24 protein-coding genes are annotated in these 25771 nt (G+C 58.5%); 16 read left to right on the top strand and 8 right to left on the bottom strand.

All coding sequences use genetic code 11. From position 1 onward, the window contains the following. Positions 1 to 12 precede the first annotated feature (12 nt). The gene (locus G7066_RS01390; RefSeq protein WP_205881490.1) at positions 13 to 2478 is read right to left on the bottom strand and encodes a helix-turn-helix transcriptional regulator; all 2466 of its coding nucleotides are present in this window, start codon (positions 2476 to 2478) and stop codon (positions 13 to 15) included. A 308-nt stretch (positions 2479 to 2786) separates the two neighbouring features. Between G7066_RS01390 and G7066_RS01395 the strand changes: the two genes are divergently transcribed. Beyond that, entirely contained in the window at positions 2787 to 4850 is a 2064-nt protein-coding gene (locus G7066_RS01395; RefSeq protein ID WP_166328475.1) for a leucine-rich repeat domain-containing protein, read from the top strand. A gap of 684 nt (positions 4851 to 5534) precedes the next feature. Beyond that, positions 5535 to 6638: an S-layer homology domain-containing protein gene (locus tag G7066_RS01400; protein WP_166328477.1), complete on the top strand. Its 1104-nt coding sequence runs from the start codon at positions 5535 to 5537 to the stop codon at positions 6636 to 6638. Between the two features lie 47 nt (positions 6639 to 6685). On the opposite strand, the gene G7066_RS01405 is transcribed toward G7066_RS01400, so the two are convergent. Genes G7066_RS01405 through G7066_RS01410 form a run of 3 tightly spaced genes read right to left on the bottom strand, consistent with a single transcriptional unit; the run spans position 6686 to position 9077 of the window. Continuing rightward, positions 6686 to 7354 (bottom strand): response regulator, encoded by a 669-nt coding sequence (locus G7066_RS01405; RefSeq protein WP_166328479.1) that lies wholly within the window; start codon positions 7352 to 7354, stop codon positions 6686 to 6688. Beyond that, positions 7351 to 7767, bottom strand: coding sequence for a sensor histidine kinase (locus G7066_RS15480; protein ID WP_244303144.1), 417 nt, complete (start codon positions 7765 to 7767; stop codon positions 7351 to 7353). Before G7066_RS15480 ends, G7066_RS01405 begins: the two co-directional genes overlap by 4 nt. Beyond that, entirely contained in the window at positions 7713 to 9077 is a 1365-nt protein-coding gene (locus G7066_RS01410) for a Spo0B domain-containing protein (RefSeq protein ID WP_244303146.1), read from the bottom strand. Before G7066_RS01410 ends, G7066_RS15480 begins: the two co-directional genes overlap by 55 nt. A 275-nt stretch (positions 9078 to 9352) precedes the next feature. Here G7066_RS01410 and G7066_RS01415 point away from each other — a divergent pair, with 275 nt between their 5' ends. The 7 genes from G7066_RS01415 to G7066_RS01440 all read left to right on the top strand — a co-directional run bounded on the left by G7066_RS01415 (position 9353) and on the right by G7066_RS01440 (position 18219). After that, positions 9353 to 10786, top strand: coding sequence for a CitMHS family transporter (locus tag G7066_RS01415; RefSeq protein WP_166331847.1), 1434 nt, complete (start codon positions 9353 to 9355; stop codon positions 10784 to 10786). A gap of 194 nt (positions 10787 to 10980) precedes the next feature. Continuing rightward, positions 10981 to 11913, top strand: coding sequence for a cation efflux transmembrane domain-containing protein (locus tag G7066_RS01420; protein ID WP_166328481.1), 933 nt, complete (start codon positions 10981 to 10983; stop codon positions 11911 to 11913). Between the two features lie 175 nt (positions 11914 to 12088). Continuing rightward, positions 12089 to 13243 (top strand): MFS transporter, encoded by a 1155-nt coding sequence (locus G7066_RS01425; RefSeq protein ID WP_205881491.1) that lies wholly within the window; start codon positions 12089 to 12091, stop codon positions 13241 to 13243. Positions 13244 to 13272: 29 nt separating this feature from the next. Next, positions 13273 to 13764, top strand: a complete 492-nt coding sequence (locus tag G7066_RS15175) for an MFS transporter (protein WP_205881492.1) — start codon at positions 13273 to 13275, stop codon at positions 13762 to 13764. A 1-nt stretch (position 13765) separates the two neighbouring features. Beyond that, positions 13766 to 14221: a hypothetical protein gene (locus G7066_RS01430; RefSeq protein WP_166328483.1), complete on the top strand. Its 456-nt coding sequence runs from the start codon at positions 13766 to 13768 to the stop codon at positions 14219 to 14221. Further along, positions 14191 to 16410 carry a baeRF11 domain-containing protein gene (locus tag G7066_RS01435; protein WP_166328485.1) on the top strand — a complete coding sequence of 740 codons (2220 nt, stop codon included), beginning with the start codon at positions 14191 to 14193 and terminating at the stop codon, positions 16408 to 16410. Before G7066_RS01430 ends, G7066_RS01435 begins: the two co-directional genes overlap by 31 nt. A gap of 72 nt (positions 16411 to 16482) precedes the next feature. Then, positions 16483 to 18219 carry a threonine/serine exporter family protein gene (locus tag G7066_RS01440; RefSeq protein WP_166328487.1) on the top strand — a complete coding sequence of 579 codons (1737 nt, stop codon included), beginning with the start codon at positions 16483 to 16485 and terminating at the stop codon, positions 18217 to 18219. 200 nt (positions 18220 to 18419) lie between these two features. On the opposite strand, the gene G7066_RS01445 is transcribed toward G7066_RS01440, so the two are convergent. After that, the gene (locus G7066_RS01445; RefSeq protein WP_166328489.1) at positions 18420 to 18584 is read right to left on the bottom strand and encodes a hypothetical protein; all 165 of its coding nucleotides are present in this window, start codon (positions 18582 to 18584) and stop codon (positions 18420 to 18422) included. 81 nt (positions 18585 to 18665) lie between these two features. On the opposite strand from G7066_RS01445, the gene G7066_RS01450 reads away from it, so the two are divergent. Next, entirely contained in the window at positions 18666 to 18956 is a 291-nt protein-coding gene (locus G7066_RS01450; RefSeq protein ID WP_166328491.1) for a hypothetical protein, read from the top strand. 133 nt (positions 18957 to 19089) lie between these two features. On the opposite strand, the gene G7066_RS17680 is transcribed toward G7066_RS01450, so the two are convergent. Further along, positions 19090 to 19404, bottom strand: coding sequence for a cupin domain-containing protein (locus G7066_RS17680; protein ID WP_425280782.1), 315 nt, complete (start codon positions 19402 to 19404; stop codon positions 19090 to 19092). A 98-nt stretch (positions 19405 to 19502) separates the two neighbouring features. Beyond that, entirely contained in the window at positions 19503 to 19712 is a 210-nt protein-coding gene (locus G7066_RS15180) for a helix-turn-helix domain-containing protein (RefSeq protein ID WP_205881494.1), read from the bottom strand. A gap of 211 nt (positions 19713 to 19923) precedes the next feature. On the opposite strand from G7066_RS15180, the gene G7066_RS15185 reads away from it, so the two are divergent. From G7066_RS15185 to G7066_RS01480, 6 genes are all read left to right on the top strand, one after another. Beyond that, positions 19924 to 20661, top strand: coding sequence for a Na+/H+ antiporter NhaC family protein (locus tag G7066_RS15185; RefSeq protein ID WP_205881495.1), 738 nt, complete (start codon positions 19924 to 19926; stop codon positions 20659 to 20661). Further along, the gene (locus G7066_RS15190; RefSeq protein ID WP_244303429.1) at positions 20661 to 21374 is read left to right on the top strand and encodes a Na+/H+ antiporter NhaC family protein; all 714 of its coding nucleotides are present in this window, start codon (positions 20661 to 20663) and stop codon (positions 21372 to 21374) included. The genes G7066_RS15185 and G7066_RS15190 overlap by 1 nt, the downstream gene beginning before the upstream one ends. Before the next feature lie 145 nt (positions 21375 to 21519). Further along, positions 21520 to 22353: a dihydrodipicolinate synthase family protein gene (locus tag G7066_RS01465; RefSeq protein WP_244303150.1), complete on the top strand. Its 834-nt coding sequence runs from the start codon at positions 21520 to 21522 to the stop codon at positions 22351 to 22353. Further along, complete coding sequence (locus G7066_RS01470) at positions 22350 to 23534, top strand: NAD(P)/FAD-dependent oxidoreductase (protein ID WP_166328493.1); 1185 nt, start codon at positions 22350 to 22352, stop codon at positions 23532 to 23534. Before G7066_RS01465 ends, G7066_RS01470 begins: the two co-directional genes overlap by 4 nt. Then, on the top strand, positions 23531 to 23812 hold the full coding sequence (locus G7066_RS01475; protein WP_166328495.1) for a (2Fe-2S)-binding protein: 282 nt from the start codon (positions 23531 to 23533) through the stop codon (positions 23810 to 23812). Before G7066_RS01470 ends, G7066_RS01475 begins: the two co-directional genes overlap by 4 nt. Next, positions 23812 to 25269 carry an FAD/NAD(P)-dependent oxidoreductase gene (locus G7066_RS01480; protein WP_166328497.1) on the top strand — a complete coding sequence of 486 codons (1458 nt, stop codon included), beginning with the start codon at positions 23812 to 23814 and terminating at the stop codon, positions 25267 to 25269. The genes G7066_RS01475 and G7066_RS01480 overlap by 1 nt, the downstream gene beginning before the upstream one ends. On the opposite strand, the gene G7066_RS01485 is transcribed toward G7066_RS01480, so the two are convergent. Further along, on the bottom strand, positions 25259 to 25651 hold the full coding sequence (locus tag G7066_RS01485; protein ID WP_166328499.1) for a RidA family protein: 393 nt from the start codon (positions 25649 to 25651) through the stop codon (positions 25259 to 25261). The two genes, G7066_RS01480 and G7066_RS01485, sit on opposite strands and share 11 nt — an antisense overlap. Positions 25652 to 25771 lie beyond the last annotated feature (120 nt).

Below are 25771 nucleotides of genomic sequence, written 5' to 3' on the forward strand. Positions count from 1 at the left end.
TTTTCGTTCACGCTAATCCCCGCTGTTCGGGAAGGCGGTTCTTATGCGGCCAGAGAGTTCGACTCGATCTCTGCTTTCCGTCTTTCTGAGCGCGTTAGAAATATGATTCTCTACCGTCCTCTTGCTGATGTGTAGACGCTCTGCGATTTCAGGGTTTGAGAGCTCTTCGGCCAACAGCCCCACCTGCCGCTCCCTCTTGCTGAGGCGATCAATGCTTGTGTTCTCAGGTTCGGACCCCTCCAGAGCTCGAGGAGCAAGTTCTCGCGGAAAACCTGACTGCAATTCGGTTGCGTAGCTGTGGTTGCCGTAGTGAGCAGCATTTCTAATGGCGGAGCCCCAGAGCTGTTCAATCAGATGCCACTCTTCTGCGTACTCGGGCAACGTTCGAGCCCAATCATTTGCTGCTTGGGCGTTCCCGTCTTCAAGTAAACGAGCGGCTTGAACGATGTTTGTATAGGCTCCCAGCGGGGCAACATCAAACGCTTTTTCAAGTGCAACGACGATTTGCGAGCCCCACTGAGAAGTAAGGGCCATAACCGCGGACTGAATCGCTCCTGGATAGTAGCCGAGGTTCACACGTCGCATAACATGTTCTGCCATTGACTGATCAAAATGATCGGCGTATTCATCCAGCTCAAAGTATCCCAGCATGCTTTCTGCACCCATGCCTAAGAACGGGCCTAGCATGGGCGACACAGCTTTGGCTTCACGGAGTAAGTCGTCGCGGAGAAGGGGGTGTCCTTGAACGTTCGACTCCATGGCCTTGAGCGTTAAAATCGCCCCATAAACTGGGCTGAATACGATGCCGGGTCGGCCAATGATGCTTGCCTCAGAGAGTGTGTTTGACAGGAGTTGATCATCGCCAAGATAGAGTGCTCCAAGCGCGATCGTGTAGGAAAGATTGAGGTAACTCACCCTATCAAAACGTGTGAGTGCGTCTTTGCGGTAGGCCTCCGCAAGCTCGATGCTGTCCTTTACGCGACCCTCGAGTGAGAGCACGGCAGGCTCAATGTAAGTGCGCACCTTTTTGAGTCCCGGACGGTTCTTCGTTTTCGCGAGTTTTTCCCGTATAGAGGGCAGATCTCCGCGAATGAGGTCGAGGCCAAGTCGTGAAGAATGACACAGGTCATCCGCGTCTTCCCCGGGATCGTCGACATCGCTCTCATAGACGGGCGCACCGTTGAATGCCTCTAGGAACCTGAACATGGAAGAAACGCCAGACGACCATTGGTTGGAGGTTACCGCGAGGGCTGCTATGAGAGTTGTGGCCTGTTCTCGGTCGCGTTCTACCAGGAGTAACCACTGGGTGTAGCGATAGTAAAGGATGACATCGTTGCGGTCAGAAAGTGGGCCTTCGCTCAAGCTTGCGTTGAATACATTCAGGATATTGAGACGTTCTTCCTCGGATCCCAAAGCGATATCGAGATAGCGAAGTGCGTTTGACGTGGTGGGTTCCGCCTGCCAAGTGCGGAATGACTGGTCAATCGTTGTTCTCTCGTGGTTGGCAAATGTGCGGGCTAGGTAGGCTAGCCCGCTCCCCGCGGATGGGTCATGTGCCGGCTGCACCAGTGATGAGTTTGCGCTGATCGCCCTTTGGCTTTTCCCGGGGAGCGTCTCGGCATAGTAAGGGTTTGCGCGCTGAAAGCGCGCCGACAGGATGAGCGGCCAGACTTGAGCTAACCACGGCTCTTCGTATCCGACGCGCGTTATGAACCGTAGTTCAAAGAGTCGCCTCAGGGTTTTGTCTGAACTCCGTTGTTGCAACACTTCGATTGAAAGAGGACCCTCCGTCGCTAACGAGATCAAGAGATCACGTTCATCCTCTGAAAGATCGCAGAGCAATCCATCGAGGAGTGCACTGAGGTGTTCATTCCAAAGATAACCGGTGGTTGAAATCCAGACGCCGTTGCGCTTTTCAGTGAGACCAGCACTTCTGGCGCTCTCAAGCAGCGCAACGACGAGGCCAGCGTTGCCGCCGGATTTTGAGTACACGAGTGATAAGAGCCTGGTATCGACGGGGCCACCCAGAACATGGTGCGCCAGTAGCGCGCAGTTTGTGAGGTCCAGATCGGGAACCCAAATGAGTGTCTCTGGCCACACGGGCGACAGGTCGGCAACCCGTGATCTGCCAACCAGTTCTGTTGCGACGATCCGAATGCCGATTCGCTCACGAACTTCACTGATTACTTGTAGCGACAACGCATCCATGTTGTGGACGTTGTCTAGAGCGAGGACGGAGCCGGGGGTTATCTCTTGGGAGAGGGCCTCAACCATACTGAAAACGCTACGTGCACCAAGTTCAGTGTTGACGGCTGCTGCGACCTGATCGATCGCATACCCAATCTGACCGTTCAAGGTGTTTCCACCCGTCGCCTGAATGACTTGAACGCCTGAGCTTTCCAGCGAAGTAATAAGTCCTCGCAATATGGTGGTGCGACCGCTGAGTCGCTTGCCTATGATGCGGACGTGCTGGCCCATGCGAACGGCGGCCAAGGCGCGTTCGACTGATTCTTTGAAGATAAACATTGTCCCCAGACCCACTTCCCCCGCTCTGATTCTAAAGGCAACAGCGGCAGTATTCGCCGTTGTGATCACTCATTTGTGGGTGCATCCCTCACCTATTTCTCAGACACAAGAACACTCAAGGTGCGGGTCATGTTCCTATTGCAGAATAGATTTGCCCCTAAATGCTGTTCGCCCCACTCTTGCCAGATCATTGGTGCATCAATATTGCATGAGGCTATCCATGACTTGGATAGGCAATAAATTGGGGGAAATTACTTTTCATGAATAGCACTTCTAGCGTCATGTCTGGAAGACGGCTGATGGCGGCCGCAGTTGCCGCTGCTTTGGCGTTTACCGGACTTACGATGACCGCGCAGACAGCAAACGCGGCTGACACAGATCCCGTTGCGCTTGAGACTGGATTGCAGAACTGCGTCAACACTCAGTTGAAGAGGTCCGTTGGCACTGTAGTGACAGAAAAAGACCTTGCTGGATTAACTGCGCTCACGTGCGCCTCGGCCGGTATCACCTCGCTCGAGGGGCTTCAGCATGCGACCAAGCTTTCAACACTTTCGCTCTCGAAGAACTCGATTAGTGACCTGTCGCCGCTGTCTCAGCTCAGTGCCTTGAGAAGTCTCACGATCAACTCAAACCAGATCTCCGATCTGAGGCCGCTCTCTGGGTTGGTGGGATTGAAGACCCTTTACTTCTCGACGAATCAGGCGTCAGATCTCACTCCACTCACGAATCTCACCGAGTTGACCCACATTAACGGCTGGAGCAATGGGATCTCTGACCTGACTCCGCTTTCGAGTCTCTCCAATCTCTCAGTCTTGGACATGGGTACCAACCTTGTCTCTGACGTAACGCCGCTCTCGAAGTTGCCGGCACTCACCAGCGTTACCCTCTCTGACAACAAACTCACTGACGTCGCGTCGCTCGCTGATGCTCCGTCGCTCACATCACTGAACGTGGCCAATAACTCGGTCAGCGATCTCAGCCAGGTTTCTGGCATGACCGGCCTGACCGCGCTTTCGGTGATTAACAACGGTATTAGCGACGTCTCTCCGATTGCCGGGCTGACCGCGCTTACTGATCTGAGACTCAGCGCCAACAAGGTTAGTGATGTTGCTCCTCTGGCGGGACTCACAAATCTGACCGCCCTCTACCTGCCATACAACTATGTCCTTGACGCATCGCCTTTGAACGCACTCACAAAGCTTCAGACTCGCTCGGTGTTTGACCAGATTCCTGAGGTAACGGGGCCTGTTGCGGGTAAGCCGTTTACTTTTTCTGTCACTGATGTTGACGGCAGTGTGCTGCCGCTCAATAGCGCGTATTACAGCAGTGGACAGGGCGAGTTGACCTTCCCTGAGGCTGGTGAGTACGAGGTCTCCTGGAGCTCGGGAACCTCGCCGAAGCTGTTCAGTGGTGTCGCAAAGTTTGTGGTGCAGGCTGCCCCGCCCAGTGCGACTGCTCCGGCCATTGTGACCAAGAGTGTTGGTGACGGCATGGTTGGAACCGTGTATTCGGGACAGGTCGAGGCAACTGGCACCGCTCCCTTGTCTTTTTCGGTGAGTTCGGGATCACTACCGACCGGCCTGAAACTGGACGCTAGTGCGGGCAAGATCACTGGTACACCTACAAAGGCGGGCAAGTTCACTTTCACAGTCAAGGCGACAAATGTTGCTGGCTCAGACGAGCGCCGGTTCACGGTCGAAATGAGAACCGCTGTCTCCGATCTGTGCTCTGCGCCGCGTCCCGTTCCGGTGTTCGCGGATACCCCGCTCTCGCACAAGTTCTACAAGGAGATCGACTGGATGGAGTGCATGAAGTACTCCACGGGATGGCGTCAGCCGGTCGGCAAGCCGTTGTACAAGCCGCAGGATAATCTCTCACGCGAGGCGATGGCCGCGTTTATCTTCCGCATGGAAGCCGACAAGACCTACAAAGCTCCGAAGGTGTCGCCGTTTGCTGATGTGAAGCCGGGGGATCCGTTCTATCGTGAGATTGCCTGGATGCACGAGTCGAAGACTTCCACGGGATGGGCAGAAACCACGGGTAAGCCGACCTTCCGGCCGAAGGACAAGCTGTCGCGTGAGGCGATGGCGGCGTTTATTTATCGCCTTGAGGCACCGAAGGGCTACCGGGCTCCGAAGGTGTCGCCGATGGCGGATATGAAGCCGGGGATGAAGTTCTATACGGAGGTCTCGTGGATGTATGACGAGGGTCTGAGCACGGGTAACCGGGTCGGGGACACGAAGGAGTACTGGCCGAAGGATAAGCTGTCGCGTCAGGCGATGGCGGCGTTCATCTATCGACTGGTGACTGACTACCGCGCGTAGTCGTTCGGGTCAGCGATAGGGTGTTGGGAGTGGCTGTGAAGTCACTCCCAACACCCTTTGTTACTTTGGCACCGTTGTTACTCGTGGTTTCGTGTAGAGCACACCTAAACTTCTGCGTTGGAAATACTCAAGAGCGTGTTTCTTCTGCCACCGCTGCACAGATTTGCACCTAATTTTTGTTCACGCCTCTCGGGCGGCGCAGAAGAGGCATCAGGATTGTTTATGACTCGATCTCGTCATTTAGATCGTGCCAAAGCAATTAGGGGAAATAGCAAAAGTCTTATGAAGAGTAAATTTAAAACGGGCAGGTCTGGAAGAGGGATTGTAGCCGGTGTAGTCGCTGCCGTCGTGGCATTTACCGGGCTTACGGTGACCGCCCAGGCTGCGAGCGCCGCACCTGTCAGTGGATATGCAATCTACGCAATGGAAAATGTCACGAACACGAGCAATTTTTATGCCTTCTCGGTCAGCGGGGGCAAACTTGAACAAGAGGTGTTTGCTCAGTCTCAGTCTAGGGATACTGCTTTCAGCAGAACTCAACAATCGCGGGCGAAACTCTCTGCCTCACGGTGGTCGATCCCGGCTGTCGGTTCTTCTGGGCTCGCAGAGTTCGATGGAAATGAATGTTTGAAAGCTCCAGCTTCCCTTGAGGAGGGAGCTGAAATTGAAGTTGCCACTTGCGACGTGAATGATCCACTCCAGCAATGGGAGAACGACGGTTGGCGTCTCCTATCCACAGTTGCGGATCCCTCAGGTGGTGATGCACGTGGTGCTCTGCTGATGGGCGATACCGCCCCAGCATCGGGAAAGTCCAGTGCGTTGTTCGGCTGGTTTGATGCTGATGATGACCAGGGTGTATTCCCGTTTGCCGTCCTCAGTTCTTTTCCCGTTGTAGTTACTTCACACGAGAGTGGTGAAGCAGTTCAAGCTGGGACCGTTGTTCTGAAGGGAACTGGCGAGCAACTCGCAACTGTCGAAGTGAGTATTGAAGGTACCAAGCTTGGGCTTGCCACCGTTGATGAGGACGGAAACTGGGGCCTTGAGGTAAATATTCAGGGGTCTGGCAAGAAGAATCTTGATGTCGTCCAGACGATCAACGGAGAGGTCGCCACTGCAACGGTGGTGTTGGACCTCGGGGGCGATGTGACGCCACCGAAACCCGTGATCAAGTGCTCTGCGCCGCGTCCCGTTCCGGTGTTCGCGGATACACCGCTCTCGCACAAGTTCTACAAGGAGATCGACTGGATGGAGTGCATGAAGTACTCCACGGGATGGCGTCAGCCTGCAGGCAAACCGCTCTACAAGCCGGCCGATAATCTTGAGCGCCAGGCGATGGCAGCGTTTATCTTCCGCATGGAAGCATCGAAGGCTTACAAAGCACCTGCGGTGTCTCCGTTCGCTGACGTGAAGCCGGGCGATTCCTTCTATAAGGAGATGGCGTGGATGTACGAGAAGGGTTACTCCACGGGGTGGGCCGAGCCGTCGGGGAAGCCGACGTATCGTCCGCACGAGCCGCTTTCGCGTGAAGCGATGGCAGCGTTTATCTACCGTCTTGAAGCGTCGAAGGACGCAACTGCGAAATCGTACAAGGCGCCGCGGGTCTCGAAGCTGGCTGACATGAAGCCGGGGATGAAGTTCTACAAGGAGATCTCGTGGATGTACGACACGAAACTCTCCACAGGCAACAAAGTTGGGAGCACCAAGGAGTATTGGCCGAAGGATGATCTGTCGCGTCAAGCGATGGCAGCGTTCATCTACCGGCTCGTAACCGACTACCGCGCTTCGTAGTCCTTAGCGGTTGAGGGGTGTGAGCAAACGGCAGGTGTGCCGTTTGCTCACACCCCTTCTGCTGTAGAAGCGGCGGCGTAACGGTGCTCCGGCCGCCCCGTCGCTCCATAACGCAACCGCACCTCCACGAGTGAGCGGGCCGCGAGCGCCACGAGGTGGCGCTGCGCAGTTGCACGAGAGACTCCGGTTAGTTCGGCGATCTCGCTGGCCGAGGCCTCGTCGGTGTTGAGTGCCTCGAGAATCAGCTTTTCCGTCGCTGATCTTGAAAGGGTGACCGGGTCGTTTGAGCCGTTGAGGATCGCCAGCGCGCGGTCAAGCTCGTCTTGCACGAGCGGGCCTGTGCCACTCACGAGGTTTCGGAAGCGCGCGTAGCGATCGAGCCGCTCCGTGAGGAGGCGTGGGTCAAACGGCTTGAAGAGCACGGCGAGGGCACCCGCACGCAACGCACGCCGAATGGTGGGTGCATCGTTGGCGGCCGAGATGACAAATGCGTCGATGTTGCAGGCGCGCACGAGTTCAATACCGTTGCTGTCGGGCAGATGGATGTCGACGAGCAGCAGGTCCGGCTGATGCGAACGGATCGCATCCTGCGCGTCCGCAACCGACAGGGCGGGCTCAAGTGCAACAAAACCCGGTCGTGCGGCCACGACGTCGCGATGCAGCCCGGCCACCCTGAAATCGTCGTCGACCACGAGAGTGCGAATGGGAGTGGTCATTGCTTCTCCTTTGCAACTGTGCCATCAAGCTGTGGCGCTTCGACGGCACCGGTGAGTCGCGCAGCGAAGACGGCTCCAGCGCCAGGCGATCCCCCGGCGTCCATGAGCCACAGCTCACCGCCGGTCGCTCGCGCGATCTCCCGCGACAGCGGCAGGCCAATGCCGAGGCCGTGAATGGCATCGGTGCCAGGGATAGCCTCGTCGACGGAGTCGCCGCCCGCGAACGGGTCCCTGCCTGGCGCAACCCCCGCGCCCGAATCGGCAACCGTCAGCACCAGTTCTGTGCCGTCATCGAGCAGGGTGACCTCAACCCAGCGCGGAGCAGGACCGCGCACCGCCGCGGCAATCGCGTTGTCGATCAGGTTGCCCAGCACGGCCGCGGTGTCTTCCGGTCGGCACACGGTGCCGTGCACGTGCGAGTCCTCGGCAACCCGCAATCGCACACCACGTTCCCCCGCCTCCAGCGCTTTGGCTCCAAGAAATGCCTGCAGAAACGAGTCGCCGAGTGTCCGCAGCCCAGGAACGGGATACTCCACTGATCCCCGTTCCAAAAGCTCCCCAGAAACTCGCGTGCCTCGGCAACCCGTTTGGCGTCGATCAACCCTGTGGCAACGTGGAGGCGGTTCGCAAACTCGTGCCGCTGCACCCGCAACGCCCCCGTCATAGCACTCACCGTTTCGAGTCGCTGGCTGAGAGCCACGATGTCGGTGCGATCGCGCACGATCACAACCCGGCCGAGTTGCTGGCCGTTGCGCTCCACAGGGCGCTGCTCAAGGTACAGGATCCTGTCGCCGTGAACGACTCCCTCGTGAAGAGCGAGCTGGCGATCCTCGCCGCCTGTGCCGGGCTGCACGAGGGAGCTGAGGAGAGCCTCTGAGAGGCCGAGCGCTGTAATCGACTGACCCACAGGATCAGAGAGATTGAGCATTCGCTCGGCCGCCGAGTTGCAGACGCGCACGATCCCCTCAGGATCAATGCCGAGCACTCCGTCGCCCACACCGTCAAGCACGGCGGTTTGGTTCTGCACGAGCGCGGCGAGTTCTTCGGGCTGGAGCCCGAGTGTGGCCCGTTCCAGTCGTCGTCGCATGATCAGCATCGCCAGGGTTGCCAGCGCCAGCGAGCCCAGGGCCGCGAGGGTGATGGAGCCTGCCAGGGCAGGCAGATCAGTGAAGACGCTGCCGCGTTCGAAACCAACACTGACCTCCCCGACGGGCTTGCCTCGGGAAGATGCGAGTTCGCCTGGTTGTAGTGCAAAGATCGGTACTTTTGCGCGGGCTGATTCGCCGAGCGTGCCGACCTCCCAGTCCACAACCTCGTGGCCCTCAAGAACCCGGGCGTAGGGGGTGCTCACCTCTTCGCCGAGGCGGTCGGCGTTGGGGTGTGCGAGCCGAATGCCATGGTCGTCGGTAACAACAACAAAGAGCCCTCCGGTGCGGGCCATGACGGCCTTTGCGGTGTACTGCAGCTCACCGTCGCGCAGACCCGAGGCGAGGGGTGTGCCGGGATCGGCCGAAAACTCGGTGACCAGTTGCCGTACCGTCGGATCCTCGGCCATTGTTCGGGCGATGTTGAGTGCCGAAGTTTCAGATTCCTTGCGCAGTTGTTGCATGGCAAGCGCGAGGTACACACCCGTGCAGAGGGCGACCACAAGAATCACGGTGCCCAGCTGCAGCAAGAGGGCTCGGGTCGCGAAGCGGGGCCGTGGAGCGCTTGGTGAGTGCATCGCCTTCATTCTCCCAACTCACGCGCCAAATTCAACGTCGAGCACAATGCGCAAAACTAACCCTACGCGCAAAACGTGCGCAAATGCGAGCTATCTGGATCCTGCGTAGTGGATTCCCTAACCTTGGCGCGAGACGCCGTTAGTGGCCGATTGACAAAGGAGTTATTCATGCACGCGGTAATGCCCTCTCTTGTGCTCAGAGCAGCCGACGAGAAACCCGAGTACGATCTCGCGTTTATACCCCGGAGTGGGTGCTCGTGATTCTCGGTTTTGCCATGGTGTTGGTCTTTATGACCCTCATCATGACGAAGCGCTTGACTCCGATGGTGGCGTTGATTCTGGTTCCCACCGTGTTTGGTCTCTTCGCGGGTGCCGGGCTCGGGTTGGGCGACATGGTGCTCACGGCAATTGGCAACATGGCACCCACAGCCGCCCTGCTTATGTTTGCGATTATGTTCTTCGGAATCATGATCGATGTGGGGCTATTTGACCCACTCATTCGTTTCATCACTCGCCTGCTCGGCAACGATCCGGCGAAGGTGGTGCTCGGTACGGCACTGCTCGCCGCGGCCGTTTCGCTGGATGGCGACGGATCCACCACCTTCATCATTACGACCTCGGCCATGCTGCCGATCTATCTGCGCCTCGGCATGAGCCCAGTTGTGCTGACGTGTGTTGCGGGCCTCATGAACGGCACCATGAACATCCTCCCCTGGGGTGGGCCGACGGTTCGCGCCGCAACCGCGCTCAACCTGCAGGTCTCCGACGTGTTTGTGCCCATGATCCCCGCTATGCTCATTGGCCTCGTTGTGGCGTTTGGTTTTGCGTGGATGCTGGGGCTGCAGGAGCGTCGCCGTCTTGGAGTGCTCGGCGACGAGCGTCTCGATGGCAGCCCCGAGGGTGGGCTGCTCGCGGGTGTGCCCAAGCTCTTCCGTGGGGCCGACAGCCGCCCTGGCGCGCGGGCATCGCTGCACACCGGCAATCTTGTGACCATCGCGGGTGGTCGCACGCCCGTTGCCGTCGCCGAGGTCGATCCTGCCGACACCGCGATGGCCGACACCATGCTTGACCCGAACCGTGCGACCCTGCGACCCAAGCTGATCTGGTGGAACCTGCTGCTTACAGCGTCCGTGATGGTGCTGCTGGTCATTGACATCATGCCGCTTCCCTACGTGTTTATGGTTGGGGCGGGCCTTGCCCTCGTGCTGAACTTCAGCAAGATGAAGGATCAGGCGAGCGAGATTGTCGCTCACGCTCCCAGCATTGTCGGTGTGGTCTCGATGGTGATCGCGGCGGGTGTGCTGGTTGGTGTGCTCTCGGGAACTGGCATGGTTGACGCGATGGCCAACTGGATCACGACCGTGCTGCCCAACGAGGTCGGTCCGTTCCTCGCGCCGATCACGGGTGTGCTGTCGATCCCGTTCACGTTCTTCATGTCGAACGACGCCTTCTACTACGGCATCCTGCCCGTGCTGTCGCAGAGCGCCGCCGCCTACGGCATCGACCCGGTCGAGATGGCCCGCGCTTCGATCATTGGCCAGCCGGTGCACCTGCAGAGCCCGCTTGTGCCCGCGATCCTGCTGCTCGTTTCCCTCGCCGGGGTAAACCTGGGTGACCACCACAAGAAGGTGCTGTGGCGTGCAACGATCGTGTCGCTTGTGATGCTCGCGATCGGGATCCTGACGGGAGCTATTCCGTTCTTTGTGTAGGGGAAGGCGAGCGGGGCGCACACGACTGCCAATCGGGCAGCGCACACTTGTCGCCTCGCTCGCCCTCAACCGGCAAAAAGATAGTGGTTGACACGTATGTTCGGATATGAGGAGGATTCATAGAGGACGGATTGTCCCGGTTCTTATACAAGAGGAACCACCGTGTGCTAAGAGACTAATTTTCTGGAGGCGCAATGAGTACTGACACATCAAAGGACGGTGGACCCTTGGCTCCTCGCCAGCGCGAACGCCGCGCACTGAGCTACTCGCTGGTTTGTTCCATTGTGTTGGCCGTCAGCGCACTGGTCGTAGGAGTTGTGACTGGCATCCGCATCATCGTTTTTGACGGCGCGTATATGGCGATTGGGTTGATTCTTTCCTGGGCATCGCTGCAAGCCGCTCGAGCTGCAGCGGCAGGTCCGACCCGCAGATTCCCGTTCGGGCGCGACGCCCTTGCCCCTTTGATGGTGGTCATCCAAGGGCTGGCGTTGGCCGGCACGCTTGTGCTCGCATTCGGCGACGCACTCGTTGTGATCCGTGATGGCGGCAGCGACATGAACGTTGTTATCGTCTCCAGTTATGGGTTCATTACCGGGATGACGGGTTTTGTGATTGCCTGGTGGCTGCGCAAGACAGCTCAAGGCTCAGATCTGGTTGCGGCTGAAATTGCACAGTGGAAAGCAGGCTCAGTTCTCAGTGTGATCATGGTTGCTGGAGCTGTCGTTGTGGCCGTGCTCGCGTTGACTCCCTTACGTGAAGTGGCACGATTCGCGGACCCATTCCTTGTGATCATCGCCTGTGTGGTTCTTGCAGCGGTGCCCGTGCGCCTCGTGCGGGGAGGCGTGAACGAATTGCTTGAGGGGGCACCGCCGCCAAAACTTGCCGCGAGTATTGCCACCGTGATCGAGTCCGTTCGCAGCGATTTTGATCTTCCCGACCCGATCGTGCGAGCGGGCAAGGTCGGCCAGAAAATCTATGTTGAAGTGGACTTTGTCGTTCCACCTGATGCGTGGAGTGTTTCTGAAGAAGACAGGGTGCGGCGCGCGATCATTGATCGACTCTTACCGCTCGAATTTGAGGTGTGGGCATATGTGGCGGTCACGTCTGATGAGTCCCTGGCATACTAACGGGCCGTCGTTGAAGTAGCTCTGAAACTGAAGAGTTGAGCGCAACAAAACCTCACCGTTTTAAATGACGCCGCGTGGTTGTAAAAAAGGGGCTAGTCGAGATAGCCCGTGAAGCTGTAGCCTGTGAAATTATGAGCCGCTGCTCAATACAGTGGGTTTGAAAAGAGGTGACAACATGACTGAAAAGCATGGGACCAAGGTGCCAGCAGGCGTCAATGCCTCGTGGGTTCCGCTCATCGTGGTGGTGCTCACGCAGATTCAGGCTTCGTTCGCCGTCAACGCGCTTACCGTGTCGATGGCCGGGATCACGGAGGATCTGAACACTGCGGCAACATCCGTCGGAACGGCCATTACCGCTGGAACGTTTGCTATGGCCGCCTTTATTCTGCTCGGTGCCAAAGTTGGGGCTCGCTTCGGAACTCGTCGAGTGTTCCAGATCGCGGTCGTGATTCACGGACTCGCGATGCTCGGTGTCGCCGTGAGCCAGAGCCCCGCGGTGTTGTTTATCGCCCAGGCATCATCTGGTGCGGTTATTGCGCTCATTGCACCTGCGCTGACGGTGTTCATCGCAACAAATTACGAGGATGATCAGCAGGCAAAATCGGTGGGCTTGCTCGCCGCGGCGATTCCTGCAGCCGGTGTGCTCGCGCTGCTGATCGCAGGAACCTTCGCAACCACTATCGGGTGGCGCTGGTCCTTCATCTTGATGGTGGGACTCGCTGCGGTGAACTTTGCGTTGAGCTTTACGCTGAAGAAGGTGCCACCGCAGCCGGGCCTCACGATCGACTGGGTCGGGGCCGGGGTGGCTGCTGGTTCCATCATCCTGCTGAGCTTCGGGTTCAGCGGATTGGCTGCGTGGGGGGTGTGGGTCGCAACACCTCAGGCCCCCTTCTCCATCGCGGGCGTGTCACCGGCACCGCTGCTCATCATCCTGGGCCTAATGGGCGGTCAGTTCTTCTTTATCTGGCTGCGTAAGCGGGCCCGTTTAGGAAAAACACGCATTTTCGACATGCGAGTCTTGCTGACGAGTTCCGAGCGTGCGGTCACCGCGTGCATGGCTACCATGCTCTTTGTCGGCACGGCAGCTAACTTCTTGATCCCGCTTTACATTCAAGTGGTGCAGGGACGGTCAAGCATTGAGACTTCGTTCTCGATCATCCCGTATACGCTGTCGATTTTTCTCGCCTCAACCTTCATCGCGTATCTCTACGGGAAGTTCAGCCCGAGTGTACTTGCGACCGCGGGCTTTATCGTGGTCGCGGGGGCGCTCACGCTACTGGCGTTTACTGTGCGGGGGAGTGGGGCCAGGGGTTTGTTGTTGCAGGTCTGATTCTTCTTGGACTGGGGCAGGGATCGATTGTGGCGTTGGTCTTCAACACCTTGCTTTCTGCCGCCCCGAAGGAACTTGCCGGAGACGTGGGAGCCTGGCGCGGTCTCGTGCATAATCTCTCGGGATCGGTGGGTATCGCGGTTGCGAGTGCGTTTGCTGTGGCGATGCTGACCTCCTCACTCTCGACTGCCGCGGCCGAACACCCTGAAATCTCGAAAGAGCTGATTTCTCAGGTCAACATCGACGAGGCCAACTTTCTGACCAATGAACAACTTCTCGGGGTGCTCGAGGGAACGAGCGCATCGGCGAGTGAGGTGGCCGCAGCGACCGAGGTGAACGAGGAAGCTCGCCTGCGGGCGCTACAGATCTCACTCCTCGGGCTCGCTGCCATCTCACTGCTGGCGATTGCCCCGGCGAGCCGGATGCCGAAGTTCCGCAAAGAAGGGCTCCCCGCGAAGCTCGAGCCCGATGACGACGATCCCATTTATCAGCCGAATGACGTAGAACGGCAGGAGTCCTAACATGCATCGCAATCCTCAGAAACTCATTGATGACGGTTTCCACCTCACGCCCTCCCTGGACACTGTGGCGACGATCATGGCGCTGCCGAACGTTGAGGGGGAGGTCGAAGCTCTTGGGGTGTTCGTGGCATCGGACGGTCCAGTCCCCGAGGTGGTAGGAATGGACCGCGCGGCACTTGTACTCGCAGGGTTTGACGCCTCACTCGGATCGACCATGAAGCTCGCGGGCAGCATGGATCCGCTCGTGGTGCTTGTTGGTGTGGGCAGCTCAGAGGGGCTTCAGGAGGCTGATGGTTCCGTATGGCGGGTGGCAGCCGCCGCTTTCGTTCGTGCGGTTCCACGACTGAGCCGATTGGCGTTCAAAGATCCGCAGTTTGAGACGACTGAGCACGCGGCGGTGGCCGCCCAGGCCATGGTCGAGGGGCTGTGCTCGGTCGGTACCGGTTCCGTGGCCTGAAACGTTCCTACCCCGATGTTCCGCTGGTCTCGGTTGCGATTGAACTGGCGCAGGCTGAACACGAACTCGTGCAACAGGCCGTGGAGGACGGAAACGTTGCAGCTCTCGCCGCGAGTGTTGCGCGTGACCTTACCAACCTCCCGCCCGGTTACTTGGCCCCCCGGGATATGGGAGAAGCCGCAGTGGCGTTGGGATCCCGCTTTGGGTTTGAAGTGGAGCTCTTTGGAGAACAGCAGCTTGTTGAGATGGGCTGTGGTGGTGTGCTCGGGGTGGGCGCCGGCAGTGTTGAAGAATCAATGATCATCAAACTCAGCTACGTGCCTGATGTGCCCACAACAACTCATCTTGGCCTGATTGGCAAAGGGATCACCTACGATTCCGGTGGCATCAGCTTGAAGCCCTCAGACCCAATGCACCTACTCATGAAAATGGATATGGGTGGTGCTGCGTCTGTGCTGGCGGCGTTTACCGCGTTCCGCGCGCTCGGTGTGCAGACTCGTGTGACGGGGTGGCTGGCTTGCGCTGAAAACATGCCGTCTGGAACCGCCTACAAACTCGGTGATGTCTTGACCGCTCGCAATGGCACCACGGTTGAGATCAAGAACACCGATGCGGAGGGTCGTATCGTGATGATGGACACGCTTGCGCTTGCTACAGAAGAGAGGGTTGACGCGATTGTTGATGTTGCTACTCTCACGGGGGCCGCGATGCGTACTTTTGGGCATCTCACCGCTGCCCTGATCGGAAACGAAGACGGGCTGATTGCGGCGGTAGCTGAGTCTGCGAAGCGCACAGGCGAGCAAGTCTGGCAGCTTCCCCTTGAGCGACAGTACCGAAAGCAACTGGACTCAGAAATCGCTGACATCGCCAACCTGGGTGGCCCCAACGCGGGGTCGATTACGGCAGCCCTCTTCTTGGAGGAATTTGTCGGGGGTACGCCGTGGGCGCACCTCGATATCGCCGGAACTATGCAGTCAGACAGTGATGATGGGTGGCGCTCTCAGGGGCTACTGGTTTCGGCACAAGAATACTTGTTGATCTGGCGCGGCATTTTGTCGCACCTTTACCGCGCAGTGCAGAGGGAGAGCATGATGTACATTGATATGCCCACGCGAACCGACATTGAGCGAATCGCAGCTGCCCGCGATGAGGTCTGCGTGTCGGTCTATTTGCCCACTAATCCTGCTGCGCACAGCACAGAACACGACCTGCTGCGCGCCCGCGCGCTCTTTGACCGTGCACTTGAACAGGTGCGGGGTATCGCCGATAAGAGCGTCGTTCAAGCGATTGAGGAACACATCGAAGGCTTGCTTGAACACGCCGAATTCTGGTTTGATCTCGGACGCAGCCTCGCAGTTTTTGTGACACAGGACCGGCTCATTGAATTCCGTCTTCCTCATGAACTCGAAGAGCACGTGGTCGTGAGCGATCGATTTTCGATCACCCCACTTTTGAGGGCAACCACCTTCCCCCAGTCTGCGTTTGTGCTTGCCATTTCACAGAATGAGAACCGACTCGTTGAGGTGATGGCAGATGCCCCTCCGCGCAGAGTCGAGGTTGCTGGAGTGCCTCAAGACGCAGCAAGCGCTGTGGGGCTTCGTTCGATCAGCGGACGGTCTGCCTACGGGCGTTTGCAGGGTGACGAGGGCAGGAAAGTGCGCCTTACGCAGTACGCGAGGGCGGTGGATCACGCGCTTCGCCCGATTCTGAATGGTGAGTCGTTGCCGCTCATCGTTGCCGCGACTCAGCCGTTGCTCGCGATCTTCAAGGGTGTGAGCGGATACGCGCACCTTGCTGCTGATGAGCTTCGTGGAAACGCTGACGAACTCACCGATGCTCAGCTCGCTGAGGGGGCACGTGAAATCCTTGACGGTATCTACGAGGCTGAACTCAAAGATCTGCACGGCACCTTTCTTGAGCGGCGCCAGGAGGGGCGTGCGTCAACCGACCTGAGTGACCTCGCCAGGGCGGCAGCCTTCGGAGCTCTATCGGTTCTTGCAGTCGATATGGGGGCGGAGGTCGCCGGCTCGGTGAGCGAAGACGGAAGCCTCGAGCTTGGTGGCGACCACGACGCCATTGAAGAGATTGCCCGACTTGCCTTGGCATCTGGCACTCGTGTGCTTTCGGTTCGAGGATCGGATATGCCGGGCGAGGTACAGGTTGCTGGAATCTTAAGGTACGCGGTCTAACAGCGCATGCTGTGAGGCGGGAAGCATTGAAATGGGAGTCCCGAGTCTCTCAGAAAAACCCTCACGGGTGCGATGCTTCTCGCCCTCACAGCGGCGGTGTGGGTTGGAGTTGAGCTAAACGCGCGTCCTTCCTCGGCTGCGCAAATTGTGCTGTCGGAAGAGCTCCCAGATCCTAAACCGGATGACCCGGTTGTATCGCAAGAGCCGGAACCTCCCGCACCTGAGATCCCTGATTCGAACGAGCCGCAACCGGATCCGAGCGAACCCATCCCTGAATCGCCTGATCCCGATTCGGGGGAGCTGAGCAGCCCCAACGAAGAGCTTTCCTCTGAGAACTCGAACGACCCGATTGGTTCACAGCCAGAACAAGACCAGGACGTAAACGACGATACGAACGCGGGAGTTCTTGAACTGATTCCGAGCGAAGCCAGCGTGCGGCAGGTTCCTGCTGATACCTGGATTACCGCCCTCGTTATTGTTGTCGCGAGCGCACTGTTGCTGCTGCTGTTGCAATTGGGATTGCGGCGTAGTGACCGGCGTCAGTTTATTAATCCGGAGCCGTTCCCTGCCGCTGTTCCTCCTGCGACGCCCACCACCACTATCGCAGCGATGGCCTCGGTGGGAGAGGCGATGCTCGACGCGAATTATTCCGTGGTGGCGGTGCACAGAGTGCTCGACGATATCGCCCGCGTCGACGGCTTTCCTGAGATGGAGGTGGTGGTGTTTCCAACGGCACTCATCCTATCTTCGCGAGGTGGCGGTGAGGTGCAGACTGCCGCCGTACAGACCGGTAGCTCAAGGTTTCAACTGCACCAGGTTGACGCGCTGGATCGGTTGGTCGCCGGTTTGCGGAGTGGCTCGATTCCGTCGTCTGAGGCGCGAGAACGTGTGAGAGAGCTTCGTCAGCTCTCAAGCCCCTATTCGGGGTGGCTGCGAATCCTGGCCTATGTAGTTATCTGTGCGTCGATTGCGGTGCTCCTGGGCGCTTCTTGGGTCGGACTCGCGTTCGCGGGAGCACTCGGTGCGGTCGTGGGCACTGCTTTGGTGTTCTCGGCACGAGCGCCGCGACGGTACCAACCCCTGATTACCGTGGGACTCGCGTTTGGAGTGTCAACGGCGGTATTTCTCTTCACGAGTGCTGGGTGGGACCCGGGGATCTTGTCGTCTTTGGTCGCTCCGTTTGTCATTCTATTGCCGGGTGCTTTACTCACCACCGGCGTTATTGAACTGGCCTCTGGAGAAATGATGTCGGGTGCCGGTCGCCTGGCGGCGGGATCGATGCAACTGGTGTTGCTGGCTGCCGGGTTTGTTGCCGGCGCAATGCTTGTGGGTGTTCCCCAGATACAACTGACGGAGGCCTACGGCTCGCTCGGACCTGTCGCGCCGTGGATTGCGGTGCTGCTGTTTGGTGTGGGTATCGTGATCAACCAGGGAGGGCGTGGACGGTCGATTCCTTGGACGCTCCTGGTTCTGTTCATTGCCTACGGCACGCAGGTGGTGAGCAGCACGGTGTTTGGCGGCGTGCTATCGGCTTTCTTTGGTGCTTTCGCTATGACACCGGTCGCCGTGTGGGTTTCCCGGCACCCTTCCGGACCCGCAGCTATGGTAAGTTTTCTGCCGGCTTTCTGGCTGCTGGTGCCTGGTGCGCTGGGCCTCGTTGGTGTCACTTCGATCCTGAGCGGTGATAGCGCGGGAAGTACAGCTTTGGTGACCACCATTGCGACGATGGTGTCGATCGCTCTGGGTATCGTTGCGGGTTCAGTTCTGGCCGAGGCACCGAAACATTCGAGGGGGTCTCACGCGCTGTAGGTTACCGAGCTAGCCGAAGCATCAGCTGTGAGTTCTGACGCAGGCCGGCTTTCCTTCGCTAGAACATCAGAGCGCCCCTGCTGCTAGCAGCGGCCACCACGCATTGCTTGCGCTAGTATCAGCAAGTTTCGTCCCGCCGCCAGTACGGGCGATCTTGGACCCAGCTTTCAGCGGATGGCGGTGTCGATGTTACGGCCAATTCAACGGTGACGCACCCGATCCTCGTTTGAGAAGATGTTGTCGCCCCAGAACTGAGTGCCGATGGTCTTCACGTTGCGCTGGCAGCAGGTGCTGTGTTTACGGGCGGTTGAAGAGGCGAAGATTTCTGAAATAGCGAGTCGGTTCGACCTTAGTAGCCAATCCATGAGTGGGTTGTACTTTCGTGCGAAAGCGGGATTGCGGAAGGTCTATCTGCACGAGATCGCGATGCGGGGCGCTTCTGAAGGGTGTACCCGGTTCCGGCAGTCGATTGTCAAAGGGGCGGTGGGGGAGCTCGGGTTGATCAAGCTGCGGCCCGTTTCGACAAGGTTGAGGCGACGCTTGCGATCGCGATCCTTGCTGGAGTGATGGGCGTGCCGCTCACGGATAACTCTTCGCCAGCCGCACTCTCGACCCCAGCATTCGCTGATGCTGACTGCGTTACGACAGCTGACTTCGATCTGCTTGGCGAGGAAGAAATGACAATTACGGTGCGCAATCGGTCTGAGCGCGGAAGTTGCGAGCAAACTTTCGGGTGACCGTGTTTTGTGTTCTGCGGTGGTTTGTGCTTCGTGTGCTCGCCCGCACCGTGCGAGATTTGCAAGACACCCAAAGACACCCAAAGGCACCCACGGGATCCTCTGCGTTCCAGTGTTGCCAGAGACCTCAATGTCACTCGCGTCGACAAAGCTGAACTTGTTGGGAAGTGAGGTGTTCAGCCTCTGAAAACTGCCAGACTGTGGGTCGAGCGGCTAGGGGTGGGGGACTGACTGTCAGAATGAACGTCGTGGGCGTTTCACCAGGATTGCCATAGCGATGAGGCTGTTGTGAGGCGAAGGTGATCGACTCACCCGCCTGAACGGTAATGCTTTGATTGCCCACCTCAACTGCCAGTTGCCCTGCGTCGACATATGCACACTCGATTGCCTCGTGACCCCAGGGTTCTTCGCTTGACCATGCACCTGGTTCGAGGGTTCCGCGCAGCACCTCGAACTGGCCGTTGCCTGGAGTGAGTCGTTCATATTGAATGCGGCCTACGGGTGAACTAATGCGTGAGCGTTCGCCTGGACGACTGATGTGCAGGGTCAAGGGTTCTGAGTCGCAAATAGCGAGGAGGAGGCTTCGCCGAGTACCCCAGAGAGGGCTCGTAGCGTCTTCAGAGTCGGCTCTGAGATGCCGCGCTCTACTTGGCTCAGCAGCGTGGGAGAAAGTCCCGTAGCGGCTGAGAGTTGTCGCAGGCTCATGCCCTTTTGGGTGCGAAGTTCGCGAAGATTGCTACCTACGTCGCCGATCACCTTTCCACTGTAGCCGAGTCAATGCTTGTGCATAAAAGTAAACAATTGGCTGCCGATTTGACGTGCGCCAATCGCGCCAGTGCGGGCAAAATTCTTGTTCTATAAAGGTTTTTCGGGGAGTGGGGCGTGGGCCGTGTAAAATAAAGTTTGCGAAAGTGTACGGAATCTGAGAAGCTTGGCGTCGATACAACGGCGTATGAGAGGTTTGAAGATGAGTGATGAAACACTCCGCTTTCGCGGTGGCTTGGCCCTGGCTTTTTTGCCAGTGGCGGTCTTTTTGGGTTTTTGCATTCTATATTTTGTGGTGTTTAAAGCGTTTGACATGACAGCGCTCGCGATGGGTGGGTTTGTGGCGCTGCTGATCGGCGCGGTCTTCGCGAAGAAATATGGGCTTTTCTGGGAACACGTGATGAAGGGCATCGGTAGCCCGACCTCTGTGTCGATCGTTGTGATCTTGTTTTTGGTTGGCATGGTCTCCGACATGATCAAGGCCACAAACGTTTCTGGTGGATTTGTGTGGTTGGCCGATTCAGTCGGCCTGACAGCGGGCTTCTTTCCGTTCTTCGCTTTTCTCTCGGTCAGCGTGGTCTCAATGGCGACGGGATCTTCGATCGGCACCTTCTTCACTGCATTTCCGATCTTTTATGCGGCTGGCATTGCTGTGGGCGCGGATCCCGCCCTCCTTGCGGGGGCGATTCTCTCGGGCGGAATCCTTGGTGACAACCTCGCCCCAATCTCAGACACGACGATCATCTCCTCGTCGAGTCAGCGATTTCGTAGCAAGGGCGGCTTCGCCGACGTTGGTGGCGTTGTTAAGCAACGTGCTCGGTTCGCGCTCACAGCGGCTGGATTCTCGGCTCTCCTATTTCTCGTGTTGGGCATGAGCACGGCTCGCTCCAACGCTGCTGATGAATCCTTGCTCAACGGCTCGAATCCACTGCCCTTGTGATGCTCGTTCCGGTTGCGATTATGTTGATCGTCGCGATGAAGACCCGTGACATTTTTAAGGCTGTCACGGTGGGTCTTGTGCTCGGTACTGCGACCGGCCTTCTCACCGGTCTCATTAAATTTGAGAACGTGATCGGGGTTACGGATGGGGCACCCACGGGTTTCCTCTACGACGGTATCTCTCACATGATGGGCACGGTTACCCTCGTCATTGCGGTGTTCGGGATAGTGGGTGTGCTGAGGGGAACCGGAGTGATGGAGATGCTGGTTGACCGGCTCACTTCCGGTCGCCTCGCCTCCACACCCCGAGGCGCCGAGGCCGCGATCGGAATTGGCGTCTCGGTCACGACTGTGCTCTTCGGCGGTGTCAACTCTGCATCAATGCTGAGTTTCGGATCCGTTGCCGACGAGCTGGGTGCTCGTGTTGGCCTTCACCCCTATCGCCGGGCGAACGTGATGGATTGCTTTGCGCTGGGCATCGCCTCGATCGTCCCTTTCCTCAGCGCCTACCTGTTTATCGGAGCGCTGCTGACAACCGGTTACGAGGGTGTTGAACCGCTCTCGACGTTTACGCTTTTCCCCGCAACTATCTACCCCCTCGCGCTCACCGCCATTATGATCATTTCGGTTGCCACTGGGTGGGGGCGCAGCTTCGAGGGAACAGCGGGTCGTGTCGAAACCGCTTCGATTCCGACGGTTCAGAACGTCGAGTAGCGCTCCCGAGCGCAATTACGCACCACCCCATAAGAAAGGCACACAACATGGATCGCCACAGCGTCTCCTGGACCGGCTACATTCCGGCAATCACCACCCCTTCACTCGTGAAGGAGCGCTCGACCTTGAATCTTTTGATCGTCAGATGGAGTGGCTCGTCGCCGAGCGCATGCACGGTGTCATCCTTGCTGGGACGAGCGGCGAATGGTTCAGTTTGACCACTGATGAGCGGGCGCAGTTATTCGCCGCGGGCGCGAAGCACCGCAGCGACGACTTTGTGGTGATTGGCGCGTGTAACGCCTTCACGAAAGCTGAGGCTATTACGCACGCGCACGCGGCGGAGCGAGCTGAACTCGACGGTATTCTGCTGACGCCGTCGCCCTATGTTGTGCCCAACAGGCAAGAAATCGTGTCGTTTTACCGCGCTGTCTCAGATGCGTCTGAGATCCCAATGACGATCTACAACTGGCCACGGGGCTGTGTTGTCGATATGGACGTGGATCTGCTTGATGAACTCGCTGACATTGAACACGTGGTTGCGATTAAAAACTCGACGGGAAATTTCGCCTCTTTCCTCGACGGAATGTACAAGCTCGAGTCGCGGGTTCGGTACTTTGGGTTACCGACCAGCGAACTCGGCGCAGACCTTGCGCTATTGGGTCACGGTGACGGGCTTATGGGCTCGGGTGGTGTGCTCGGCTCCGATCACCCCGATTTCTGGCGTGCCATTGCCGCGGGAGATCGCGATCGTGCTGTGGCGTTGGGAGCCCGTGACCGTATCCTCATGCAGGCGTGGTTTCGCCCCGACTTTGGCGTCCAGTTTGGTAACCAGCAGGCGATCATGAAGACGGCGCTTCGCCTTCGCGGGGTACCAGCTGGATTCGTGCGCGACCCACTCCTCGAACTCACCGAAGCAGAGGTACGCCGGATCGCGGACACCCTCACTGAACTCGGCATTGAGACGGTGCAGGTGTCGTGAGCCAGGCCTATGATGCCGTTGTCATCGGAGGCGGTCTGCTTGGATGCGCGACAGCCTGGATGATTGCCCGAGAGGGTGGCACAGTGCTGCTCGCCGAACGTGATCAGGTGAACCAACACGCTTCCGGGCAAAACGCGGGGAGTCTGCACTTTCAGCTTGAGTATCGCATGATGGAGCACGGGATCGAGGCCGCCAGAAAGGCAGCCGAGGCTATGCCTCTGCACCTCGAGGCAGCACGTCTCTGGAAGCAACTGCCTGCAGAATGTGGCGAAGACATCGAGGTGAAGCAATCTGGTGGCCTTATGCTCGCGGAAACAGCTGAACAGGCAAAACTTCTTGAGCGGAAGACCGAAATTGAGCGTTCCTGGGGTCTTGATATCGAGATGCTCGATCAGGCCGGAGTGCAGAGGGTTGCGCCATATCTTTCCCGCTCTGTCGTGGCGGCTGCCCACTGTCCGATCGAGGGGAAAGCCGACACCCGCGCGGCGGCTCCGGCGCTGGCCCGAGCCGCCGCACGGGTAGGGGCCGAGATTCGAACGCGATGTGAGGTCATCTCGATGCGCCGGGATGGGGGCCAGTGGCGAATCGAACTGACTGAGGGTGCCTCACGTCGAGAGATTACAGCTGGTGCTGTTGTGGTCGCCGCTGGGGTGTGGACGACGGAGCTCGGCAAGATGGTCAGTGCCCAGTTACCGACGATTCCACTCGCTCTCACCATGACCACAACTCTTCGTGTGCCTCAGTTCATTTCGCATCTGGTGCAGCACGCAGGTGCGCGGCTTTCGCTGAAGCAAGCGCTTGACGGGAATGTGCTCATCGGGGGAGGTTGGCCCGCCAGATTAATGCGGGACGCCAACGGAAACCCCGACTTTACCTCCAGGCCCGAGTTGCTGCGCGAATCTCTCGCTGGCAACGCGACGGCGGCACTGGGTGTAGTACCCCAACTTGCGGGTATACCAGCGTTGCGTAGCTGGGTAGGGACGACAACGGTGACCCCGGATCAGTTGCCGCTCGTGGGCCCCGTGCCGGGAGCAGCGGGCATGTTCGTGGCGACAGGTGGATCAGCATTTACGCTTGGTCCGAGCTTTGCAGAGGCACTTGCCGACCTGGTTGCGGGTAGAGCCCCAACAACTGACCTTACGAGTTTCGACCCGAAGAGATATCAGGGAGTACACGCATGAGCGCATCGCGCATCCGCGCCGATCGAGGCCACCCGGTCGACTTCGAGTTCGACGGCGGAACGGTTCAGAGTTTTGAAGGTGAGACTGTCGCGGCTGCATTGTTGGCTGTTGGTGTGTCGGCGTTCGGTGTGACGCGCGAGGGGGAACCGAGATTGCCGATGTGCAATATGGGCACTTGCTTTGACTGTGCCGTAACAGTCGATGGGCAGCTGCTGGTGCGTGCCTGTATGACGGATGTCCAGTCGGGCATGTCTGTAACTCGGCACGAGGCGAGCTGATGGTACATCTATTAGTTGTTGGAGCGGGTCCTGCAGGTATGGCTGGCGCTCTTGCTGCGGCCGACTCTGGGTTTGACGTGCTCGTTGTCGATGAACAGGCGCGAGCTGGAGGGCAGATTTTTCGACGCCCTCCGCAGGCATTTGGTGGCACCTCCCATTTCGGTCCCTACACCTGGGCAGGCGATTTGATCGAGCGATTTGAAGCCCACCCGCGAATTTCGACGAGTTTCCGCAGCACCGCATACGGGGTGTTGCGGGACAGAGATGAACTCGGCATGCGTCTTTGTGTTGGCGTGCACACACCTAACGGTGGCGAGAGAGTGTCAACAGATCGCATCTTGATCGCAACGGGAGCCTACGATATGCCGGTGGCATTCCCCGGGTGGACCTCACCAGGGGTGATGACCGTTGGTGCTGCTCAGTCACTGCTCAAGAGCCAGAAAGTGCTTGCTGGGCGTCGGGTCATCTTGGCGGGGTCACACCCGCTTCTGCTCATTGCTGCCGAGCAGTTGCTTGACGCGGGGGCTGAGATCGCTGAAGTTGCTTTTGCGCGAGCGCTGCCGAACATGGCAGAGATGGCCTCAGCCCTGTCCGCGGCACCAGGACACCTACGGGTGTTTGCCGAGGCGGGCAGAGCTGTCACCCGTCTGCTCACGCGCGGGGTGAAGGTTTCGAAACGCACGATTGTGACGGAAGCGGTTGGCGGGAAGGCTGTCACGGGCGTTCGTCTCGCAAATGTTGACAAAAACTGGCGCACGGTCGGTAGAACCCGAGAAGTGCACGGCGACCTGTTGTTGCTTGGCTACGGATTTTCGCCATCAACGGAGCTCGCGCGTCAAGCGGGGTGTGAGATGCAGTGGGATTCGCGCCTTGGGGGCTGGGTCGTGGCGCATGACGAGAGCTTTGCGACGAGTGCGGAGGGAATCTACATTGCGGGCGAGCCCACAGGTGTGTCTGGTGCAGAACAGTCTTGGGCGGAAGGCTGGAATGCTGGGCTGCACATTGCGAGGTCGCTAGAGGTCGAGGCGGGTCGTTCCGCAGGAAAGATTCAGACTGAGCTTGCTCAGGCCCGCCGCCTGCTGCAACGTAGCGGCAAATTCTCGAGGGTGGTGCAGAGCATGTTTGAACCCAATCGAGAAGCGCTCGTCGCGCTGTCAAACCCGAAGGACACCACGGTCTGTCGTTGCGAGCTCGTGACATCTGATCGCATTGACGAGGTCCTGCGCAATAACCCCTTCATATCTTCAGGAAGCGCAGTAAAACTTGAATGCCGCAGCGGGATGGGACCGTGTCAGGGGCGCTATTGCGAGAGCACCGTCGCGGGGCGCGTCGCTCAATCGCGAGGCGCATCGATTGAATCCTCTGGCTTCTTTGCGGCACATTTACCAGTCAAGCCGGTCTCTCTTGAGACCTATCGCATGCTCAGTGATCCCGGATCCCACAGCACTACGGGATGACCGCCGTCACCTCGATTTCGATCAGCAATCCTTCAAGCGCGAGGCCTGAGATTCCAACAATGGTCTGAGATGGGTGGTTTGTGCTGCCCTGAACCTCTTCAATTGCTGAGGTAATGGTCTCGTATTCGGTCGGGTGCAGTGTGTAGATAGTGCGGCGAACTACGTCATCCCAGCTCGCACCGACGGCCTCGAGCGCGCTCCCGACGTTCCGCATTGCGGCGCGTGTCTGTGCCGCAAGGTCACCCTCACCCACGACTTGGAAATCTGGTGAGAGCGCAATCTGGCCTGAGACGTAGGCGACTGTGCCCGCGGGTGCGAGGGTGACGTGGCTGAACCCCGGGGCTGGGTGGATCGTTTCTGGATTGACGGTTGTGCGCGACACAGTGCACTCCTGTTCTCTTGTTTGTGGGTCTCAAAGACTTGAGGGTCTGTCCGTGGTCAGGGGCGTCGTGGAGGTCCGTTTGTTTCTCGAAGCATACGTCTTGCGGAGAGCTCACCGGAA

This window comes from Leucobacter coleopterorum (assembly GCF_011382985.1).
GTDB classification, from domain to species: Bacteria; Actinomycetota; Actinomycetes; order Actinomycetales; family Microbacteriaceae; genus Leucobacter; species Leucobacter coleopterorum.

Coding starts and splice junctions, on each gene's coding strand:
- G7066_RS01390 (WP_205881490.1), bottom strand. CDS start 2,478: ATGGGCCAGCACGTCCGCATCATAGGCAAGCGACTCAGCGGTCGCACC.
- G7066_RS01395 (WP_166328475.1), top strand. CDS start 2,787: ATGAATAGCACTTCTAGCGTCATGTCTGGAAGACGGCTGATGGCGGCC.
- G7066_RS01405 (WP_166328479.1), bottom strand. CDS start 7,354: ATGACCACTCCCATTCGCACTCTCGTGGTCGACGACGATTTCAGGGTG.
- G7066_RS01410 (WP_244303146.1), bottom strand. CDS start 9,077: ATGCACTCACCAAGCGCTCCACGGCCCCGCTTCGCGACCCGAGCCCTC.
- G7066_RS01415 (WP_166331847.1), top strand. CDS start 9,353: ATGGTGTTGGTCTTTATGACCCTCATCATGACGAAGCGCTTGACTCCG.
- G7066_RS01420 (WP_166328481.1), top strand. CDS start 10,981: ATGAGTACTGACACATCAAAGGACGGTGGACCCTTGGCTCCTCGCCAG.
- G7066_RS01425 (WP_205881491.1), top strand. CDS start 12,089: ATGACTGAAAAGCATGGGACCAAGGTGCCAGCAGGCGTCAATGCCTCG.
- G7066_RS01430 (WP_166328483.1), top strand. CDS start 13,766: ATGCATCGCAATCCTCAGAAACTCATTGATGACGGTTTCCACCTCACG.
- G7066_RS01440 (WP_166328487.1), top strand. CDS start 16,483: ATGCTTCTCGCCCTCACAGCGGCGGTGTGGGTTGGAGTTGAGCTAAAC.
- G7066_RS01445 (WP_166328489.1), bottom strand. CDS start 18,584: ATGGATTGGCTACTAAGGTCGAACCGACTCGCTATTTCAGAAATCTTC.
- G7066_RS15185 (WP_205881495.1), top strand. CDS start 19,924: ATGAGTGATGAAACACTCCGCTTTCGCGGTGGCTTGGCCCTGGCTTTT.
- G7066_RS15190 (WP_244303429.1), top strand. CDS start 20,661: ATGCTCGTTCCGGTTGCGATTATGTTGATCGTCGCGATGAAGACCCGT.
- G7066_RS01465 (WP_244303150.1), top strand. CDS start 21,520: ATGGAGTGGCTCGTCGCCGAGCGCATGCACGGTGTCATCCTTGCTGGG.
- G7066_RS01475 (WP_166328495.1), top strand. CDS start 23,531: ATGAGCGCATCGCGCATCCGCGCCGATCGAGGCCACCCGGTCGACTTC.
- G7066_RS01480 (WP_166328497.1), top strand. CDS start 23,812: ATGGTACATCTATTAGTTGTTGGAGCGGGTCCTGCAGGTATGGCTGGC.